At 54.0% G+C, this 19,646-nt stretch carries 23 protein-coding genes; 16 read left to right on the top strand and 7 right to left on the bottom strand.

What is annotated here, in order from left to right:
* Positions 1–20 precede the first annotated feature (20 nt).
* From A7Q03_RS02815 to A7Q03_RS02790, 6 genes are all read right to left on the bottom strand, one after another.
* Positions 21–1,241, bottom strand: a complete 1,221-nt coding sequence (locus tag A7Q03_RS02815) for a heme biosynthesis HemY N-terminal domain-containing protein (protein ID WP_067439603.1) — start codon at positions 1,239–1,241, stop codon at positions 21–23.
* Positions 1,238–2,485, bottom strand: a complete 1,248-nt coding sequence (locus A7Q03_RS02810) for a uroporphyrinogen-III C-methyltransferase (RefSeq protein WP_067447105.1) — start codon at positions 2,483–2,485, stop codon at positions 1,238–1,240. The genes A7Q03_RS02815 and A7Q03_RS02810 overlap by 4 nt, the downstream gene beginning before the upstream one ends.
* A gap of 82 nt (positions 2,486–2,567) precedes the next feature.
* Positions 2,568–2,741 (bottom strand): hypothetical protein, encoded by a 174-nt coding sequence (locus A7Q03_RS02805; protein WP_153705427.1) that lies wholly within the window; start codon positions 2,739–2,741, stop codon positions 2,568–2,570.
* A gap of 309 nt (positions 2,742–3,050) precedes the next feature.
* Positions 3,051–3,641 (bottom strand): CDP-diacylglycerol--glycerol-3-phosphate 3-phosphatidyltransferase, encoded by a 591-nt coding sequence (gene pgsA / locus A7Q03_RS02800; protein ID WP_067447388.1) that lies wholly within the window; start codon positions 3,639–3,641, stop codon positions 3,051–3,053.
* An 11-nt stretch (positions 3,642–3,652) separates the two neighbouring features.
* Positions 3,653–5,479 carry an excinuclease ABC subunit UvrC gene (gene uvrC / locus A7Q03_RS02795; RefSeq protein ID WP_067447101.1) on the bottom strand — a complete coding sequence of 609 codons (1,827 nt, stop codon included), beginning with the start codon at positions 5,477–5,479 and terminating at the stop codon, positions 3,653–3,655.
* Between the two features lie 71 nt (positions 5,480–5,550).
* Positions 5,551–6,018 (bottom strand): hypothetical protein, encoded by a 468-nt coding sequence (locus tag A7Q03_RS02790; RefSeq protein ID WP_067447099.1) that lies wholly within the window; start codon positions 6,016–6,018, stop codon positions 5,551–5,553.
* Between the two features lie 169 nt (positions 6,019–6,187).
* Between A7Q03_RS02790 and guaB the strand changes: the two genes are divergently transcribed.
* The 16 genes from guaB (at position 6,188) to A7Q03_RS02715 (ending at position 18,369) form a co-directional block, all read left to right on the top strand.
* Entirely contained in the window at positions 6,188–7,654 is a 1,467-nt protein-coding gene (gene guaB, locus A7Q03_RS02785) for an IMP dehydrogenase (RefSeq protein WP_067447097.1), read from the top strand.
* Positions 7,655–7,872: 218 nt separating this feature from the next.
* Positions 7,873–8,799, top strand: coding sequence for an ACP S-malonyltransferase (gene fabD / locus A7Q03_RS02780; RefSeq protein WP_067447095.1), 927 nt, complete (start codon positions 7,873–7,875; stop codon positions 8,797–8,799).
* A gap of 183 nt (positions 8,800–8,982) precedes the next feature.
* Positions 8,983–9,729, top strand: coding sequence for a 3-oxoacyl-ACP reductase FabG (gene fabG / locus A7Q03_RS02775; protein ID WP_067439577.1), 747 nt, complete (start codon positions 8,983–8,985; stop codon positions 9,727–9,729).
* Positions 9,730–9,828: 99 nt separating this feature from the next.
* Positions 9,829–10,284: a dUTP diphosphatase gene (gene dut / locus A7Q03_RS02770; RefSeq protein ID WP_067447093.1), complete on the top strand. Its 456-nt coding sequence runs from the start codon at positions 9,829–9,831 to the stop codon at positions 10,282–10,284.
* 154 nt (positions 10,285–10,438) lie between these two features.
* The gene (locus A7Q03_RS02765; protein ID WP_067444336.1) at positions 10,439–10,720 is read left to right on the top strand and encodes a hypothetical protein; all 282 of its coding nucleotides are present in this window, start codon (positions 10,439–10,441) and stop codon (positions 10,718–10,720) included.
* Positions 10,717–11,025 (top strand): hypothetical protein, encoded by a 309-nt coding sequence (locus A7Q03_RS10350; RefSeq protein ID WP_197474739.1) that lies wholly within the window; start codon positions 10,717–10,719, stop codon positions 11,023–11,025. The genes A7Q03_RS02765 and A7Q03_RS10350 overlap by 4 nt, the downstream gene beginning before the upstream one ends.
* Positions 10,971–12,062, top strand: a complete 1,092-nt coding sequence (locus tag A7Q03_RS02760) for a replication initiation factor domain-containing protein (RefSeq protein WP_067447090.1) — start codon at positions 10,971–10,973, stop codon at positions 12,060–12,062. Before A7Q03_RS10350 ends, A7Q03_RS02760 begins: the two co-directional genes overlap by 55 nt.
* Positions 12,063–12,125: 63 nt before the next feature.
* On the top strand, positions 12,126–12,449 hold the full coding sequence (locus tag A7Q03_RS02755) for a hypothetical protein (protein WP_231863703.1): 324 nt from the start codon (positions 12,126–12,128) through the stop codon (positions 12,447–12,449).
* 9 nt (positions 12,450–12,458) lie between these two features.
* A complete protein-coding gene (locus A7Q03_RS02750; RefSeq protein WP_067447089.1) occupies positions 12,459–12,662 on the top strand; it encodes a hypothetical protein in 204 nt (67 codons plus the stop codon).
* 185 nt (positions 12,663–12,847) lie between these two features.
* The gene (locus A7Q03_RS02745) at positions 12,848–13,090 is read left to right on the top strand and encodes a hypothetical protein (RefSeq protein WP_067447087.1); all 243 of its coding nucleotides are present in this window, start codon (positions 12,848–12,850) and stop codon (positions 13,088–13,090) included.
* A 15-nt stretch (positions 13,091–13,105) separates the two neighbouring features.
* Positions 13,106–13,423 (top strand): hypothetical protein, encoded by a 318-nt coding sequence (locus A7Q03_RS02740; protein ID WP_067447085.1) that lies wholly within the window; start codon positions 13,106–13,108, stop codon positions 13,421–13,423.
* 110 nt (positions 13,424–13,533) lie between these two features.
* On the top strand, positions 13,534–13,818 hold the full coding sequence (locus A7Q03_RS10090) for a hypothetical protein (protein ID WP_067447083.1): 285 nt from the start codon (positions 13,534–13,536) through the stop codon (positions 13,816–13,818).
* A complete protein-coding gene (locus A7Q03_RS02730; protein ID WP_167738600.1) occupies positions 13,769–15,193 on the top strand; it encodes an IgG-binding virulence factor TspB family protein in 1,425 nt (474 codons plus the stop codon). The genes A7Q03_RS10090 and A7Q03_RS02730 overlap by 50 nt, the downstream gene beginning before the upstream one ends.
* A 487-nt stretch (positions 15,194–15,680) precedes the next feature.
* The gene (locus tag A7Q03_RS02725; RefSeq protein WP_067447079.1) at positions 15,681–15,968 is read left to right on the top strand and encodes a DUF2523 family protein; all 288 of its coding nucleotides are present in this window, start codon (positions 15,681–15,683) and stop codon (positions 15,966–15,968) included.
* Between the two features lie 2 nt (positions 15,969–15,970).
* Positions 15,971–17,122, top strand: coding sequence for a zonular occludens toxin domain-containing protein (locus A7Q03_RS02720; protein ID WP_067447077.1), 1,152 nt, complete (start codon positions 15,971–15,973; stop codon positions 17,120–17,122).
* A 281-nt stretch (positions 17,123–17,403) separates the two neighbouring features.
* The gene (locus A7Q03_RS02715) at positions 17,404–18,369 is read left to right on the top strand and encodes a transposase (RefSeq protein WP_067447075.1); all 966 of its coding nucleotides are present in this window, start codon (positions 17,404–17,406) and stop codon (positions 18,367–18,369) included.
* Positions 18,370–18,480: 111 nt separating this feature from the next.
* Here the strand turns inward: A7Q03_RS02715 and A7Q03_RS02710 are convergent, their stop codons facing one another.
* Positions 18,481–19,563: a methyltransferase gene (locus A7Q03_RS02710; protein ID WP_067447074.1), complete on the bottom strand. Its 1,083-nt coding sequence runs from the start codon at positions 19,561–19,563 to the stop codon at positions 18,481–18,483.
* Positions 19,564–19,646 lie beyond the last annotated feature (83 nt).

Raw genomic sequence — 19,646 nt, 5'->3', positions numbered from 1 at the left:
TAGCCTTTTTCCGTATGCCCTTATTCGGCGGCGTTTTCGTCGTCTTCTGGGGTGATTTCGGTCAGCACCAGTTGGCGTTGCTGCTCAGCCTGCTCGGGTTTGTCCATTTCGTCGAACACTTTGGCCAGCACCAAGCGTGCTTGGGGAGTGGCTTGGGCTTGCAGACTGGCTTCGAGGTAGCCTTGGGCTTTGCCCCATAGTTGTTTGGCGTAGGCCATTTGGCCGAGGTGCAGCAGCAAGGAGGCGTCTTGCGGTGCGTCGTGCAGCCAGCCTTCCACGGTGTCCATGATTTTCTGCTGTTCGCGCGGGCTCAGGTAGCGGGCGGCTTCAATCATGGGCGGCAGGAGCTGGGCATTACGATGCTTGGGATAGTGGGCTTTTACCCATTTCACCACACGGGGATACTGGCCGATTTGCAGCATTTTTTCGGCGATCGGGGCGCAGAGTTCGCCTTCCTGTATTTCTTTGGGAATGCGGCCGAGGCAGGCTTTAAGGGCGGGATAGTCGGCGGCGAGGGCGAGGAGTTCGCGCCAAGCCCATTCGCGGTATTGGGCGGCTTCGGCGGCGTTGAGGGCGGAAGCTTTTTCCAGCTTGGCCACGCGGTCGAGCACTTCCAAGGGGTTGTTTTGCTCGAACATATAGCGCAGCTGCAGGCGTACCAGGCGGGTGAGCTTGGGGTTGATGGCGGCAGCAGCGGCCAGGGCGGCCTCGGCGGCGGGATAATCCTGCCGGTTGAGCGCGGATTCGGCTTCGAGCAGGTGGCGCGAGAGCTGGGCTTTATGCGGCAGCTGGGCGATTTCTTTCAGGTAGCCTTCACGCTTAGCATCGTCGCCCATTTGGTCGGCGCTGTGCACGGCGAGCATCAGGGCGAGGGTGCGGTTGTGACCGGCTTCTTTGTTTTCCAGCACTTTGGCGGCTTCTTGCTCGGCGTGTTGGAATTTGCCTTCAAAGTAGGCGAGGCCGGCTTTGTTGAGCGCAGTTTCGGCATGATGCGCCTGGCGGCTGCGGCCGAAGCGGCGCACGCGGCCGGGAATGTTGATGATGCCGTTAATCAGGCGCAGCAGCAGGTAGAGCAGCACCACGAACACGAGCATGGCGCCCACAAATAAATGCAGGTTTACCGCAATCTGGGTTTGGGTTTGATCGATAACGATATACACGTTGCCACTGTAATGCTGCGCGGCAATGGTGAGGCCGACTGCGGCGGCAAACAGCACGATAATCCAAATTAGGCCTTTCATGATTCAATCCCCTTGTGAGCGGCGGAAGCCTGAGCCGGCGCTGGAAGCGCGGGGGCGGAGGCTGCCGGTGTGGGTTGGCTGGCCGGCGCGGGCACGGAAACGGGCGCGGCAGGCTGCGAAGCGGCAGCTTCAGAAGCGGCTTCAGGCTGGCCGAGGATTTCGCCTTGGCGCTGCTGGCGGTAGTCGGCGATGGCTTTCAGGCTGGCAGAAAGGCTGTCGCCCACGTTGCCGCTACCCGGCTGGATAGCTTTGAGCTGAGCGATTTCGCGCAGCCAGGATTGGGCCGCGGGGGTAGCAGCGTCAAAGTATTGGCGCACGGCGTTTTCCGAGGCGGCCAGGTCGTTTTGGTAAATATCGTTTTGACGCTGCATCAGAGCCACGCGGGCAGAGAGCAGGTGTAGGCGCAGGTTTTCTCGCACATAAAATGCCTGTTCGGGCGACATCAGGAGCGCATCGGTGCTATTGAGGCGGCGGATTTCCACCATGCCTTTGAGGCCGCCGAGGGTGCGGTTCCAGGCTTGGCGCCACCACGGATCATTCGGCGAGACGGCAGCGGGCGCGGCGGCTTGCGGCGGGCGCAGGCTGGAATCGGCCAAGAGCGGCAGCGCACCCACGGCGGCTTCCAGGCGGCTCAAGCGCAGCGCGGCATTGGCGGTGTCGGTGAAGGGGCGCTGGCGCAGTTTGGCCAAGTCGGCACTAACGGCCTGTTTCAAAGGCAGCAGCTGCGGCTGCTCGAAACGCGCCAAACGGGCATCCAGCCCTTCGAGCACGGCTACGGCGGCGGGCACGTTGTCGGCAATCACCAGCTGCTGACCGGCCAGATTGAGCGCGGCCTCGGCTTCGTCCACCACCCAGTCGCTGCGGGTTTTCAACAGCTCTTGCAGGGCGCGGTTGTTGGCGGCGGCTTCGGCCTGCTGGGTTTGCATATCGCTTTGCAGCTGCTTGATTAGGGCTTCGTTGTCTTGCAGCTTGCGGCCGGCATCGGCTAACAGGGCGGCGTTTTGCGATTCGCCCAAGGCAGCCTGGTTGATTTTTTGATCGAACTGGATTTCCTGGCGTTTGAGCAGGTTTTGCCCCTGCACAAACAAAAAGCCGCTGGCACCCAGGCCGAGCACGGCCAGCACGAGGGCAAACGCGCCCAAACCTTTACCGCCGGATTTAACGACCACCGGTGCAACAGGGCTGGCCGGGGCGGGAGCGGGAGGCTGTACGGCGGGTACGGATTCGTTTTCCGGTTGGCTCATGCTATTCCTTTCATATTATTCAATCGGTTGTGAGGCTACCTGAAAGCCGGTGCGGCGTTTGCACACATTGGAATTTCAATTTTCAGGTAGCCTGAGTGAGGTGTTGCCGTTCGGCAATTAAAATGTTTTCCAGCTCTGCAGCCGAACTGAGCAGGCGGATGCGTGCCGCGCCTGCTTGGCTCAGTGCCTCGGCAATGCGCGGATGATGGGCGAAGTATAGCAAGGATTGCAGCTGCTGGGTTAGGCTTGCGGGCATGACGGCGAACAGCGGGCGCACTTGTTCGGCAGAGGTAATTCATGCGGTGGTAGGCTGCGCAGCAGCAAATAGCGCCCAATCAGGAGCAAGCAGCAAGCGTTGGTAGATGTTGGTACAGGTTACCTGAAAATCATAAAAATCCAACCTTCATGTTTTGCCGATGCAGAACAAGGGAAGATTGATGATATTGAGAGCATCGGTGGGTGGGGTAACAAGATGATACGCTTCTCGAATGTTTAAAAATATTTAAATATTATCTGCGCGTTCTGTTTTGCTGTGTTTGTTTTTACCTCGTTGAAGTTTGCGCTATCAGATAGTTTTGGGCGGGCGGGGTTGTTTGAATTCTTTGGCGGCCATTTTGAGGTAGTAGAACATCGACCACAGGGTGAGCACGCAGGCGGCGAACATGAGGGCGTTGCCCAGCCAGATGAAGTCGAGGCCGAGGGCGGGCCAGCTTTGCAGCAGCAGCAGGGTGATGGCGGCCATTTGGGCGGCGGTTTTGAATTTGCCGATGGCGGCCACGGCCACGCTGTTGCGTTTGCCCAGCTGCGCCATCCATTCGCGCAGGGCGGAGATGGTGATTTCGCGGCCGATGATGATGATGGCGCAGATGGCCCAGGTGCGGTCGAGGCGGACGAGGAGGATGAGGGCGACGGCCACCATGAGTTTGTCGGCCACGGGGTCGAGGAAGGCGCCGAAGTCGGAGGTTTGCTTCCATTTGCGGGCGAGGTAGCCGTCGAACCAGTCGGTCACGGCGGCGAGCACGAATAATGCGGCGGCGCAGGTGTTTACGGTTTGGATACCCACGCGCCAGGAGGCGGGCAGGTAGAAAAGGGCGGTAAACAGCGGAATCATGAGGATGCGCGACCAGGTGAGCAGGATGGGGATGTTCCAGGGCATGTTGCGGTCTTTCAATGTAGGGCTTCGTAGATTTTTTCGGCCAGGGCGCGGCTGATACCTTCGGTTTGGGCCAAGTCGTCGATACTGGCGGCTTGGATACCGCGCAGGCCGCCGAAGCGGGTGAGCAGGTTGCGGCGGCGCTTGTCGCCCACGCCGGGGATTTCGGCCAGCGAGGAGGTAACGCGGGCTTTGCCACGTTTGCGGCGGTGGCCGGTGATGGCAAAGCGGTGGGACTCGTCGCGCACGGTTTGCAAAAGGTGCAGGGCGGGGTGGTGCGGCGGGAGTTGGGTGGTGGTGCCCAAGTGCGGAATAATCAGCTCTTCGAGGCCGGCTTTGCGCTCGGGGCCTTTGGCAATGCCGACCATGGGCAGGCGGATGCCTAAATCCTGCCATACTTGCTGCGCCATGGCCACCTGGCCTTTGCCGCCGTCGATCAGCACCAGGTCGGGCCATTTGCCGTCTTCTTCGTTGCCTTCGGCCAGTTTGCCGTAGCGGCGGGTGAGCACTTCGTGCATGGCGGCATAGTCGTCGCCGGCTTTGGCGGTTTTGATGTTGTAGCGGCGGTATCGGTCGGGGCGCATGCTTTGGTTTTCATATACTACGCAGGAAGCGACAGTGGCTTCGCCTTGGGTGTGGCTGATGTCGAAGCATTCGATGCAGTTAAGCTCGGCGGTGGGCAGTTGCAGCAGTTCGGCCAGGGCTTGGACGCGTTGTTCTTGGTTTTGGTTTTGTTGCTGTTTCTGGCGCAGGGCGAGCAGGGCGTTTTGTTCGGCCATTTGCAGCCACACGCGCCGCTCGCCGCTGGTTTTGGCAATAAAGCGAATTTGTTTGCCGTGCTCTTCGATTAGGGCAGTTTGCAGGTTTTCAGGTAGCCTGAAGTTGCTGATGATAATGTCGGGTTTGTCGCGGCCAAGATAATGCTGTGCAGCGAAGGCTTCACCATAGGCGGCGGCTTCTTCGGGGGCAGAGTGGCGGCTGTCGGGGAAAAAGCTTTTTTCACCCACGCGCCGGCCGTTGCGGATGCTGACCCAGTGGATACAGATGCCGCCCTGCTCGGTGGCGAGGGCGAGAATATCGATGTTGTAGGCGGCGTTGGGATTGTTGCTGTCGATAAATTGCTGGCTCTGGATTTTGCCTAGGGCTTGGATTTGGTCGCGGTAGCGGGCGGCGTGTTCGAAGTCGAGCGTTTCGGCAGCCCGCTGCATTTTGGCGGTGAGGCTTTGCAGCAGGCGGTCGGCTTTGCCGTTGAGGAAGGTGGCGGCTTCCTCCACACTGGTGCGGTAGTCTTCCTGCGAAATGTGGCCGACGCAGGGAGCGGAGCAACGTTTGATTTGGTAGAGCAGGCAGGGGCGGTCGCGGTGTTCAAACACGCTGTCTTCGCAGGTGCGCAGCAGGAAAACTTTCTGCAAAATCTGAATGCTGTCGCGCACGGCGTAGCTGTTGGGGTAGGGGCCGAAGTATTGGTTGGTTTTCTTCAGGCTGCCGCGGTAGTAGGCCATTTGCGGGAAGTTGTGGCCGGTGAGCATGAGGTAGGGGTAGGACTTGTCGTCGCGAAACAGGATATTGTATTTCGGCGACAAGGCCTTAATGAAGTTGTTTTCGAGAATCAGCGCTTCGGTTTCGGAGCGGGTTACCGTGATTTCGATGTGGGCAATCTGCCGTACCATCAGGGCAATGCGCGGGGATAGGTCATTTTTTTGAAAATAGCTGCCCACGCGGCGTTTGAGGTTGACGGCTTTGCCAACATACAAAACCTGCCCATCCTTATTCGAAAAGCGGTAAACGCCGGGCAGGTTGGGCAGGTTGCTGATAATGGCATGCGGGTCGAAATCAGACATGGCCGAAGGTTTGCTGGGAAGTGAAACGGCAATACCGGACGGCCGGCTGAATCAAACCGGCTGGAGCGCCGTTAGTTGCAGAATTGATTTACGTTGCTCTGATATTGCTGGATGAGCTGCTCGCGGTTTTGGATGCGGGCAGTTTGCGCGTGTTGCAGGTTGATTTTGGCAGTGCTGCAGGCGCTGGCACGGGCGGCCTCATTTTCTTCGCGCACTTTGCGGTTGGCATCTTCAATAGCTTTGTTTTCTTCAAGCTGTTTTTGGTTGGCCATGGCCTGTAAATCGGCAGCGGAGATTTCACCGTTGTTGTTCTGCACCTGTGGTAGCTGGTTTTGTTGGTGGCCGGCAGGGGCAGCGGCGGGACGCGAGGTTTGGGTGCGCACATTCACAATGTTGCTGGTGGCGGGAATGAGGTTTTTCGGCACATCGGAATAGGTGGGGCTGCGGCCATTCCATTGGTACACGTCCTCTGCCATCAGGCTACCTGAAAACAACATGGTTGCGGCGCAGGCGGCCAGCAAGGTTAATTTTTTATTCATTTGAGCGGTCTTCCCGTTGAGTCATAGTTACACAATCGGTTTCCATTGTACTTCAACTGGTGGCCTGCTGTCATGCCTGAGGCCGGTTTGTGCCGTTTTGCTTACTAAATGCCGGCAAATTTGCTACAATACGGCCGCATTATTAGCAACCGACAAGAAGGTTTTAATCATGCGAATCGTTGAAAAAGCCTACACCTTTGATGATGTATTGCTTGTTCCCGCTCATTCCCAAGTGCTGCCCAAGCACGTCTCGCTGCAAACCCGCCTTACCCGCAATATTTCCCTCAACATGCCCTTGATTTCCGCCGCCATGGACACCGTTACCGAGGCGCGATTGGCCATTTCTATGGCACAAGAGGGCGGCATCGGCATTATTCATAAGAATATGAGCATTAAACGCCAAGCCGAAGCAGTGTCCAAGGTGAAACGGCACGAAAGCGGCGTGGTGAAAGATCCGATTACGATTGTGCCGGAAATGTTGGTTGGCCAGCTGTTGGAAATGCGCGCACAGCGCAAGCGGCAGATGTCTGGCTTGCCGGTGGTGCAGGACGGCAAACTGGTGGGCTTGGTTACCAACCGCGATTTGCGCTTTGAAACCCGCCTCGACCAGCCGGTGTCCGCCATCATGACGCCCCGTGCTGAATTGGTTACCGTGCCCGAAGGCACCAGCATTGAAGACGCGCGCGAACTGATGCATCAGCATAAGGTCGAGCGCGTTTTGGTTGTGAACGCCCAAGACGAGCTCAAAGGCCTGATCACGGTGCGCGATATTTTGAAAACCACCGAATTCCCCCATGCCAACAAAGACCAAGACGGCCGCTTGCGCGTTGGTGCTGCGGTGGGCGTGGGCCCGGAAACCGACGAACGCGTAGCCGCTTTGGTGGCTGCCGGGGTGGACGTGATTGTGGTGGACACCGCACACGGCCACAGCCAAGGTGTTTTGGATCGGGTGCGTTGGGTGAAGGCACACTTCCCGCAAGTGCAGGTAATTGGCGGCAATATTGCCACCGCACAGGCGGCACGCGATTTGGTGGCTGCCGGGGCAGATGCAGTGAAAGTGGGCATCGGCCCGGGCTCGATTTGCACCACCCGCATCGTGGCCGGCGTGGGCGTGCCGCAGCTGACGGCGATTCACAACGTGGCCGAGGCGCTCAAAGGCACCGGCGTGCCGCTGATTGCCGACGGCGGCATCCGCTTCTCCGGCGATGTGGCCAAAGCCCTGGCTGCCGGCGCCTCCACCGTGATGCTGGGTGGCATGTTTGCCGGCACAGACGAAGCGCCGGGCGAAATCGAGCTCTATCAAGGCCGCTCTTACAAATCCTATCGCGGTATGGGCTCGCTGGGCGCGATGAGCCAAGGCTCGTCCGACCGCTATTTCCAAGACAAACAAGACAGCGCAGATAAATACGTGCCCGAGGGCATCGAAGGCCGCGTGCCGTATAAAGGCCCGATTGTGAACATCATCCACCAGCTGGTGGGCGGCCTGCGTTCCAGCATGGGCTATTTGGGCTGCGCCAATATTGCCGAAATGCACGAAAAGGCCGAGTTTGTGGAAATCACCGCTGCCGGTATGAGCGAATCGCACGTGCACGACGTGCAGATTACTAAAGAGGCACCGAACTACCACTGGCGCTGATTAGGCTTTTGGATAAAGGCTACCTGAAACTTTGAAACCGACACTTTCAGGTAGCCTGTTTGCGGCAGAATTCGGCTAACCTTGCTACACCGCCAGCTGCTTTTAAAACACGTTAAGCCCAATTGGCCAAGCTATAAGGCTACCTGAGAAATCTGAATACCACTTTCAGGTAGCCTGTACGCTTCCAAAGCAACACTCTTGATACAGAAGGAAACACCATGTCTTTTGCCTTTTTCTTCCCCGGCCAGAGCTCGCAGAGCCTGAATATGATGGCTGGTTTCGACGGCGTATCCGTTATCCGCCAAACCTTTGAGCAGGCCTCCGTCGCGCTGAACGAGGATTTGTGGGCGATGATGAACGGCGAAGATGCCGCGCTTATCGGCCAAACCGTCAACACCCAGCCCTTGATGCTCGCCGCCGGTGTGGCCACCTACCGCGCCTACCTCGAAGCGGGCGGCAAAACCCCCGCCGCCGTAGCCGGGCACAGCCTGGGCGAATACAGCGCGCTGGTGGCCGCCGGCAGCCTGGATTTTGCCGATGCCGTGCGCCTGGTGCGCCTGCGTGCCGAGCTGATGCAGTCGGCTGTGCCGCAAGGGCAGGGCGCGATGGCGGCCATTTTGGGGCTGGAAGACGATGCCGTGCGCCAAATCTGCGCCGCTGCCGCGCAAGGGCAGGTGGCTGAGGCGGTGAACTTCAATTCGCCCGGCCAAGTGGTGATTGCTGGCGATGCTACTGCAGTGGAACGCGCCATGGCCGCGGCTAAAGAAGCCGGTGCCAAACGTGCGCTGCCGCTACCTGTGTCTGTGCCGTCGCATTGCAGCCTGATGAGGCCTGCCGCCGAAAAACTGGCCGCCGCCCTGCAAAGCGTGGTATTGAACGCACCGCAAATCCGCGTGATCAATAACGTGGACGTGGCTTCCTACACCGACTCCGCGCAAATCAAAGATGCGCTGGTGCGCCAGCTGTACAGCCCGGTGCGCTGGACGGAAACCGTGGCGCTCCTCGTGCGCGAAGGCATTACCGAATCCGCCGAATGCGGCCCCGGCAAAGTGCTGGCCGGTCTGGCTAAACGCATCGACAAAGCCGCCGTGTGCGCCGCGCTCACTTCGCAGGAAGCGATGGACACATTTATCGCCACCCATTAAGCTTTCAGGTAGCTTTTGGTTGCTACTGAATTGAACCATTATCTGAAAACCTATAGCGGATTAATACACTGTTTGATACAAGGTGACGAGTCATAAACAGTACAGTAGTACGGCAGGCGAGCCAATCGTAGCGAAAATTAAGCTAATCTGCTATATCTAACTCTTAACACAAGGAATCCCAATATGCTTACCCAAAATCTATCTCAAAAAATTGCATTGGTTACTGGAGCTTCACGTGGTATCGGTGCTGCTATTGCTTCCACGCTGGCGCAAGCCGGCGCTACGGTGATTGGTACCGCTATTACCGAAGAAAGCGCAGTTGCTGTTGGCCGGCAGTTGGAACCTTGGCAGGGACATGGTCGTGTGCTGGAAATCAATGAAGAAAATAGTATCGAAAATTTGATTGCCGGTATCGAAAAAGAATTTGGTAGATTAGATATTTTAGTAAACAATGCCGGTATTACGCGCGATAGTTTGTTGATGCGCATGAAAGAAGAGGAGTGGGATGACATCATGCAGGTCAATCTCAAATCTGTGTTCCGCGCCAGTAAAGCCGTGTTGCGCGGTATGATGAAACAGCGCAGCGGCCGCATCATCAGTATCACCTCCGTGGTGGGCGCGATGGGCAACGCTGGTCAGAGCAATTACGCCGCTGCCAAAGCTGGCTTAATGGGGTTTTCCAAATCACTAGCACGTGAAGTGGGCAGCCGTGGTATCACTGTTAACTGCGTTGCTCCGGGCTTTATTGATACTGTTATGACTCAATCGCTACCAGAGGAAGTTCGTGCTGCTTTTACTGCGCAGACGGCACTAGGTAAGTTCGGTGAGGTTGACGATGTGGCTGCTGCCGTCTTGTTCCTTGCTTCCGAGCAGGCACGCTATATTACTGGTCAAACTCTGCACGTCAATGGTGGTATGCTGATGCCGTAAGTAGCGCAGCAGCCATATTTTCAGGTAGCCTGCCGCAGGGCATAATGGCTACCTGAAAATTTATCATCATTAAGAATTCAAACATTTATAGAGACAGCCATGCAACCTACAGTCGAACTTAAAATCCTCAACCCCAAAATGCAAGACCACCTGCCGCACTATGCCACCCCCGGCGCCGCCGGCCTCGATTTGCGCGCCTGTTTGGACGAAGCCGTAGAGTTACCGTCTGGCGGCACATTCCTCGTACCTACCGGCATTGCCATTCACCTAGCCGATCCTGCCTACGCCGCCATGTTGCTGCCGCGCTCCGGGCTGGGTCACAAGAACGGCATCGTGTTGGGCAACCTGGTTGGCCTCATCGATTCCGATTACCAGGGCGAGCTTAAAATCTCGTTGTGGAACCGCAGCAGCGAAGAAGCCTTCATCATCGAGCCGATGGCACGCGTGGCGCAAATGGTGATCGTGCCTGTGGTGCAGCCGCAGTTTAAAGTGGTGGAAGAATTTGCCCAGAGCTCACGCGGTGAAGGCGGTTTCGGCAGCACCGGACGGATGTGAAGCGGGTTTGAAAAAGGCTACCTGAAAATACAGATTTTGAGTTTTCAGGTAGCCTTATATATTGCACCCCGTTAACAAACCTTATCAAAGGTTATGTTAGCGGGGTTTTTTAAGCCCCGTTATTTCAAGACAGCCAAGCAAAGGGGCTTAAATCATGAAACTTCAATTACCCACCTACCCCAATATCACGGCCACGATTGACAGATCGAAAGAAGGCCTGTTTTACGAAGTCACGCTGATTCTGCACATCACGCCGGAGCGCGGCCACATTCTTTATTCAGAAATAGTAGAACTCGAATCAGAAGACGTCGTACCCGAATTGCTCGACAGCTATTCATTGTACGTAATCGACGCTATCGAATTGGGCATTCCGTTTTTCCGTAGCATTACCGAATCCGAAGTTGTGCGCCTCGTACCGGAGGAGTGCGTGCTATGAGCAAGCGAAAATATCAGCTACCGGAAGCATCCGATATTGATGCCATTATTGCAGCAGCCAGCATGCGGCCTGAAACGGCAGAGGCGGCAGCGGGCTGTGCCGGTGCTGACGCCGATGCCGATTCAGGCCGCCCCCCCTCGGCTAATAGGGGGGGGAACGAAAAAATAACCCTGAAGCGCAAGGTACGGAGGCAGACGACTGGGAAACCTTTAAAACCTTTACTCACGTCATTTCCAGCAACGGCAAATTATTGGAAGTCCCGCTTCGTCGCGGCCAAAGCGATGCCGCCTTTATCGACCAGCTGACCTTTACCATCCACGAAAGCACCCTGTGCCTGATAGCCGGTCATCCCTTGGTGGCAGATGAAGAATACCTGATTCAGTACAGCCGGACACTACAGGAAATTTTCGGTTTCGGCATTACCAAGAAATTCGATTATCGCGGTAAATTTTTCTATAACGAATGCTACCAACTCGGGCCCGAAGATATGCAATACGGCAAGCTGCATTACGGCGGCCAGCGTGAAACGGTATTGGTGGAACTGAATGCCCAAGGCTGCATAGCTGCAAAAGAAGGCTGGGAAAAACGTCTGTACGATTTTTTAGCCGATGCCGTCCGTCCAAAAATTACCCGCGTTGACGTAGCACACGATTTCTTTCAAGGCGAATACACACCTGAACAAGCCCTAGTAGATTTGGACAACGGCGGTTTCTCGTGGACAAACCGCATCCCAAAAAGCGAATGCAGGGGTTCGGATTGGCGTTCGCAAGACGGCAGTGGCAGAACCTTCTACATCGGCTCGCGCGAAAGCTCCAAACTGACCCGCGTGTATGAGAAAGGTAAACAGCTTGGCGACAAAGAAAGCCCTTGGGTGCGCTTTGAAGTCGAATTTAGGGCGCGAGATATTGTGATTCCGCTCGACGTGTTGTTGAAGCCGGGCAAATACTTGTCGGGGGCATATCCGATATGCGAAAGCATCTTCAAGCAGAAATCGGAGCGTATCGAAGCCGTAAAAAAGACCGTTAACCTGATGCTGGAGCACAAGGTCAGGCATGCCAGGAATCAGGTGGGGCGCTTACTCAATTTTTTATCCGATCTCGGTTATGACGCCGAAGATATCGTGAACCAGTTGAAACCGGAGCATGATAAATACCCCAAAGGGTTACGGCCTGAAGAATATGACTGCCAAGTAGCGGCAGACGGTTATATGCATGCCATGCCAAGGCATAAGGCGGATGAATTCGGGATGGTCGAAATTGATTATTTGACCCGTATGCAAGAAGACCCGAATTTTGACCGGCAAGAAAGAATGTTTCCTGATGAGTGGAAAATATTCAAATGATTTTAAAGGCTTGGATGGCTGCCTGAATCGCCATTAATTAACTCTAACAGAAAGGTAAATATCATGAATCAAATTAATTTTGTTATGCAGGCTTCCGTGCTTGGTGTCAAAAAGTTCAAAGGCAACATCGAAGGCACGGAAATTGACCAGACCAAAGTTCTAGTGGCTACCCCGCTGGATGAAAGCCAAGGCAATGCCCTTGGTTTGGTAACCAGCGAATATCGTTACGGCACCAGCCTGAATTTTGAAAAGTTCAAAGACAAAACTTTCCCATTTTTCGCCGAACTATCCGTATCCATGACCTCCAACGGCAAAACCCAGCGCATTAATTTAGTGGATTTCCGCGAAATTCCCGAAGGGCCGAAAAAGACAGCACCGGCCAAATAAGGGGGGCACATGAGGCTACAGCGTTTCTTTATCGTGCAGAGCTTGGAAAGTTACGACTTTCTTTGTTCCGACGATTCGGGGGATGTCGGCTTTACTCCGGTGTTATCGCGGGCGGGCTGTTATGAATCCCGTGAAGACGCTGTGGAAGCAGGCATTGAAGAAATCGGCGCAGGTTTCGCCATCTTTGAATTCCTGCGCTATTTGGAGGACTGAATGAAATCGAAAATTCCCTTATCGTTCAAGATTGCTCTAGGCGCATTCGTTGTTTTGGGCTGCATTTTGGCCGTATCGACCTATTACTTGTTCGGTTAACCGGTTTCGGGGTCGGGCGGCGCTCCGGAAATACCTTTGCATAGCCGCCAATTTCCTAATAACAACGCATTTAGAAAGGATAAATCATGCGTTTACTTCAGAAGTTCAGAGGCTTCGGCCTGAAAGCAACCGCTGCCGGTACGGCACTGGCAGCAACCGGATCTGCCTATGCAGAAGGTGTGGATTTGAGCAGCATCGGTACGACTGCGGCGACCGAAATCGCCAAATTCGCCGTTATGGTGTCCGCCATCGGTATGGCCTTGCTGTCCGTGGTGATCGTGATCCAAGGCTTCAAGATTGCCTACGGCATGATTAGGTCTGGTCGCTAAGGTGAGGGGGCTGTTGTGGGCTACAGAATCGGTTATCAGTGTTTCGCTTCGCAAGAAGACGCTGCGGACTGGCTGATGTCGCAGCAGCCTCCAACCATTACCGCCGAAGGCAAAGTAATCCGACCCTACAAAGTCGGCCAAACATGGCAGGTAGAAGGCCAGCCCGTCAACCTGTACTTTCCCCAATGCGATATAGCCGAACAAATCAAGCTCGGCATTTTTACCACGTTCCCGCTGTTGTTCCTGTTCTTCATGGTTTGGGGATTCCGTATTGTGTACAAGCTTGTTTATTCGGCCACTAATCCGGCAGAGGGCGGGGGCGGCGATGATTGATTTTTGGTTTATGTACGGCTTTACTGCCGTGATTCTGGTCTTGTTCCTGTTCAAAGATTGAGCAGCATGTTAAATTCCTTTCCATTTTTGGGTAAGGGAAGGAATCTAAGATGTTTATTTCAGAAGAAGATTTGTACAGACTTCAAAAGTCTAGCTATTTATATCGCGGTCTACCGATGGCATTTATTTTTTATAAAGAGTTAGTTAGGAAGGAAGTTTTTCATACTGGTTTTGGTATGGAACAGGTTCATAATTTTTTTAACCGATGGGCGGATGATTATCGGGTGGAAGTTATGTTTCCTGATCATTCATATTTGAGGATACGTTTTGATAATGCTAAATGTTTTGTCATTTGTCCGCATAAAGAACTTTATAAGGAACTGCCTATTATTTAGTTGCTTATTATTGCCGCTTTGTGCTTTTGCTGGGCCGGAGTTTATTATTGATGGTAAAACGGGTTTACCAGTTAGAGTGAGGAGTGGCTTTAATATAAATGGTTTAAAACCTGCTTATTCTACAGCTACTCGAAGTTTTTATTATGAGTATTCTGCAGCGCATGATTTATCAACTCTTCGCTCCGTTATGACTGGTGCACGTAAAACTGCCCGCGTTCCTGCTACAATCACACGCACCGTTTCCCGCGCCCGTGTAGCCCGCGGGCTGCTAACCAAGCTTCGTTATGCCAAATTCACCCCGCAAAGCCTTGTGGCGGGTTTGTTGTTCGAAGCTATCCTAGATAAAGTTCTAGATGCAGGCTATAGCTACGATGCCGACAAAAACAACATGGTGATGCGCAATCCAAGTCTTTTCTGTGCATCATCTGCCGGAGGCTGCATAGATACCAAGACTAAACAATATATACCCGATAACAAGTTTGCTGTTTACGGCAAGCCGGTGGAAAACCTAAGTAATGATGTCATTGAGCGCGAATTGTGCAGACAGGTTACGAAAGAGAATTTTAATTTCTCTGACCAATCCGCTATCGGCGTCAAATTAAGTTGCGGTTATCAACCTGCGTCTAAACAACTCCTCGTACAATTCGAAGTGGTAAAGCAAATCGGTTTTTTAAGACCGGGACAGATATCCAAGCAATATATGCAGGTTAGTACCCTTGCGTTGAGCGAAGTTGAATTGACAGAAGAAGATTTGGCACGAATAGCAGAACCCATTTTTGAAGAAAAACCAGAAGAGGTTATTAAAGCTGCCGAACTGCCGGATAGCGCGTGGAGTGAGCCGAAAGTATCCGTTTTGGACGGCACAATAGTTAATTCCGACCCATTCACCGATTCGCGCGACGGCAAAGCCAAGCAAGCCCAATGGCGGTTTTATAACTGTGCTGCCGGAACATGTGTGCAAGAGACCTTAAAAGACCGTCCTGACCTCAAACCAAATTCCCCGGAAGCGCCCGCTGCCACGCCGGGTGGCAACCAATCTGGCAACGGCAATAAAGACCAGCCCGACCAGCAGAAACCATTCGACCTGTGCCGCGAGCATCCCGAAATTATGGCTTGCGACCAACAGCCTGAACCTGGAAGTGCCGACCTGACCATACCCAAAGAAACCGTCAATCTCGACTTCAAGCCTGAAAACGTCTTCAGCACTGATGCCGCCTGTCCCAAGGGCGAAGAGTTCGAAGCCTTCGGCGGCCGCTTCAGCATCAGCCTTGAACCCGCCTGTGCCGCCGCCCGCAAGATTAGGCCGTTCATCATTGCCGGTGCCTGGCTGGTGGCCGCCTTCTTCGTCGCCCGCGTGGTACGTCAGGAAGTGTAGCAACGTTTCCGCCTGGCCGTCCGAATCCCCACAATCCTCACTAAGACCAGTGAAGTTTCTCTCCGCCTCCGGCAACAGCCGAACCAGTCAAGTGTCCGCACGGAAGCCGCAGCTAAGCGAAGTAATCAGCTCGCTGATTACGCAGTCTGAACGGGTGAGTACGGAGCCGCAGGCCTTGCGCTTGACGTTCCCACCCTAAATACACTCCAGCCGTAGGGGAAGTGTCAAAGCGAAGCGGCGACCTTCCCCGCGCGGCGTCGCAAGTGAGACTAGGGGGCGCAGGGGGACTAGTCCCCCGCAAAACGACAGATGCTTGCCTGAAACTTAGTCGGTTTCTGCGGAGAATTCGCAGAATTCGCAACAGAAATCGCGGTGGGATTGCCAGTCAATGCTTGCCACAAATGTTAGTGGTTTCCAGTGGGAATTTGAAGAAGTCACGCTGGAAAGCACGGGGGACTAGGTAGCGATCATAGAGAAAGGATAGACAATGAAATTTCTGGCCGCCTTAGCGCCTTTGTTGATTAACGTTGTAGCACGCATATTTACCGCGCTGGGTCTGACCGCGATTACTTATGTCGGTTTCGATTTAATCATCAGCCGCTTCAAGCAGGAAATAACCGGTCTGCTGCTCGGTTCGGGTGCACCTGCCGGGCTGCTGCAGATGTTTTACATCTCTGGTGGCGGGGTCGTGATGAATATCATGTTCGGTATGCTGACCTTTATCGTTACGTTTAAATCCATGACTAAACTGGCTAGCCGCCTCGGAAGGAAATAAGTATGGCGCAAATCGTTCTCGTAACAGGCAAACCGCGCATCGGCAAAACCGCCTTTGTCGTCGATATGATTATGCACGATGAAGCCTACAAAGACCGCAAGCTGTTCTCGAACATCAATGGCCTGAAACTGCCGCATCATCAGCCGCCGGAAGGGCATAGCTGGGAAGATATGTATGAGTGGCTTAAGTGGGAGGAGAATATCGGCTCGTTGGTGGTTTTTGACGAAGTGCAGGATTTATACCCTAAACGCTACGGCAACGGCAAAATGCCGCCCAACGTGTCCTTTCTCAACGTACACGGCCATTATGGCATTGATATGATTTTTATCACGCAATCCCCGAAAATCATCGATTTGAACCTAAAAGAGGTCGTGAATAAGCATATCCACATCACGGCCAATCAAATGGGCGGTTTGACCCGTCTGGAGTGGAATGAGGCGGTAACGAATACGACCAGCGAAGCCAAGCGCGCCGTTTCCAGCGTGCACAAAATCAATGAGGAAGTTTTTGATTACTACAAATCCGCTGAAGTCCACAGCCATAATAAGAAAGTTCGTTCGCGTTGGTGGTATATTTTGGTATTCGGGCCGTTTGTAGTGTTGTTTATGTTGTCGATTGTCGGCTATATGGGTTGGAAAACCTATCAGGGCTTCAAATCCAAAGGTGATGACCAGGCTAGTCAGCAGCAGGCACAAACGGTATCCGAACCAGCAAACCTTACTAACCCCGTAGCCGGCATTACACAGGCAACACAGGCGGCAACTTCTCCCGGCCAAGGAGAAAATGCCAACCTGACCCCGGAAATGTTTGTGCCCACCTTGGCCGAAAGACCGGAATCCAAACCGCTGTATAACGGCGTGCGACAGGTTAGGCAGTTCGAACGGGTGGCTGCCTGCATAGATGGTGGCAAAAGCGGCTGTGCATGCTATACCGACCAAGCGACCAAAGTTAGAGAAGTGCCGGAAGCATTGTGCAGACAGTACGCATTGGAAGGGTTGCCATTCAATCCCTATAAGGAGACCAGCCAAAACAGTGCCGGACAGCAGCAAAAAACCGTGGCGGAAGGTGGTAGCCGTGCTTCGGTGTGGACTTTGGATAGCGATGCCAAACAGAATCTAGCCTATGCTCATGATGCGCCGGTTTCGGCACAATAAATAAGGGGGCAAGAATGCGGCAACATTACTGGAGAAATTTCGTTCTACACCGTTTTGTATCCAGCATCGTTTCATTGGTAGTAAGACAATTGGCATCATTATTGCGTGCATTTTTTAGATGATTCGGAGTCATGACCGAATCACAGAATCCGTGAGCCCGAAAGGTGTAGCCTGACTCTCGAAGTCGGAAAAAAGATGGGGACACGGATTCTTTTTTGACCTGAATTTGTAAGCTATCTTGGAACGGCCACGGCCGAATCCGCATTAATAAGGTTAAATTTATGCACCTTGGAATAGACGTATCGAAGCACAGATTGGATTACTGCCTGTTACTGAATAACGGCAAAATGGCAGAAATCACGATTGACAATGACCTGGAAGGCTATGTCAGATTGCGCAAATGGCTACAGGCACACGATGCGGAAGACGATTTAAATATCTGCATGGAATACACCGGCATTTACTACGAACAGGCGGCAGAATATTTCAGCCGCTTTTATACGGTATCGGTGGTTAACCCATATTGGATAAAATCATTCGGTATGGCAGTATTCAAACGATCCAAAACCGACAAGCAGGATGCCAAGCTGATTGCACAATACAGCAAAATGGTACAGCCGGAGCCGTGGCAGCCTTTGACTGAAAAACAGCGGCAATTACGCGATTTAAACCGCTATCTGATACGACTGAAACGGCAGCGGGCAGCAGAGGAAACCAAACGGCAGACTGCACCGGACTATTTGCAAGGCTACCTGAATCAAAACATCGCCCATTTGGATGAACAGGTTAAAGCAGTAAATTGGCAAATCAAACAGCTACTGAAACAGGATAAAGAACATTCGGACAAAATCAAACGGCTGCAAACCATTCCGGGGATTGGTTTAACTTCCGCCACCATCCTGTTCACGCTGCTGCAAGACGGGCGATTCAGCAAAGCCTCCGAACTGGTGGCTTATTTGGGACTAGATCCAAGGCATCAGCAATCAGGTAGCAGCCTGAATAAGCTCAGCCGGATATCCAAGTTCGGCCAGAATGATTTGCGTGCCGCCTTGTTTATGCCTGCTATGGTTGCTTATCGGGATAATGCCTTTCCGGCATTTATTGCACGGCTTAGACAAAAGAGGAAACCGCCGAAAGTAATCATTGTGGCCTTAATGCGCAAGCTGGCCGTGATTGCCTTTCACCTGGTAAAGACCGGGCAAGACTTTGAGCCGAAGCGGTATCAGGCGGGGATTAACAGCGAATAGGATGTAGAAAAGAAACAAGGCTGCCCACGTTATTTGTCAATGAGGGGCAGCTTTGTTGCGCAGTAAATAAATGTAAAGGATTATTGACACGCAATAAGCTATCTTTTTTGTTTACGTTTTCTTGCAGCACAAGAGGCTGTGGCCGAGGCCGAGGTTATCGTGGATTTTGGCTATTTGCAGGCCGGCGGCTTTGATGCAGCGGCTGAGGTCGGCGCTGTGGAAGATTTTGCTGTTGCCGTTGGCCAGGGCGGTGAAGTAGAGGCTGGTTTGGGTGAGGCAGTAGGCAGCGGTTTCATATTTTTGCCTATCCCACAGGGGCTCGAGGATGTAGAGGGTGCTGTTTACGCTCATGCTGGCTGCGGCACGGCTGAGAATGGAGGTAACTTGCTGTTCGGTAAAGCAGTCGAGGAATTGGCTCATCCAGATGGCGTCGAAGCCTTCGGGGAATGGGGTGGCGGGGTCGAGTAGGTTGGCGGGGTGGCCGTGGATGCGGTCGGCGCCGGGCAGGCTGGCGGTGTGCTCTCTCATCAGTTGGATTTGTTGGGGCAGGTCCATGATGGTGACTTGCACTTCCGGGTTGTATGCCACGCATTGCAGTGCCCAGCGGCCGGTGTTGCCGCCCACGTCGAGCAGGCGGCGGACGGGTTGTGAAAAGACGATTTTCAGTGCGGCGGGGAAGGAGTGGTCGGAATAGAAGTGGTCGAAGGCGAGCCATTTTTCGAGGGTACGCGGGGGAAGGCTGGAGAGGCCTTCGTATATGGTTGGCCAGCTACCGAACACTTTAAGCCCGGCGGGGCGGCCTTCGAGCAGGGCAGCTTCGAGATCGAACGCGGCTTGGTAGCATACATCGTGCACGAAATCCATGTTGATGGGGGATATGGAGTCTTTAATGAGAAACCAGCCGACTTTGCTGATGCGGTAGCGCTCGTTATCGAGCAGGACGGTGCCGATAGAAAGGGAGGCTTCGAGTAGCACTTGGGCGGCATAGCGGCTGAGATTGGCGGTTTGGGCGATTTCTTCGAGGGTTTGGCCTTCGGCGGCGCGGTTGAGCCGTTCGAGGATGCCGAATTTCACCATCAGGCGGGAGGCTTGGAAGGCGATGGGGCCGAAGATGATTTGCTGGGCAAGGCGCTGGGCTTCTTGGGCGGTGTGCTGTTCTTGGCTGTAGCGTTCGAGGGTGTGTTTGGCGTTCATAATGGATTGGCCGATAAAGGGGTTTAGGTTTTCAGGTAGCCTTTAAGCATAGTGGAAGGCTACCTGAAAGCGTCAGCTTCAAC

Source organism: Eikenella sp. NML99-0057 (assembly GCF_001648535.1).
GTDB lineage: Bacteria > Pseudomonadota > Gammaproteobacteria > Burkholderiales > Neisseriaceae > Eikenella > Eikenella exigua.
The sequence above is the reverse complement of the archived record's forward strand: the minus strand, read 5'-3'. Positions and strand labels throughout refer to the sequence as shown.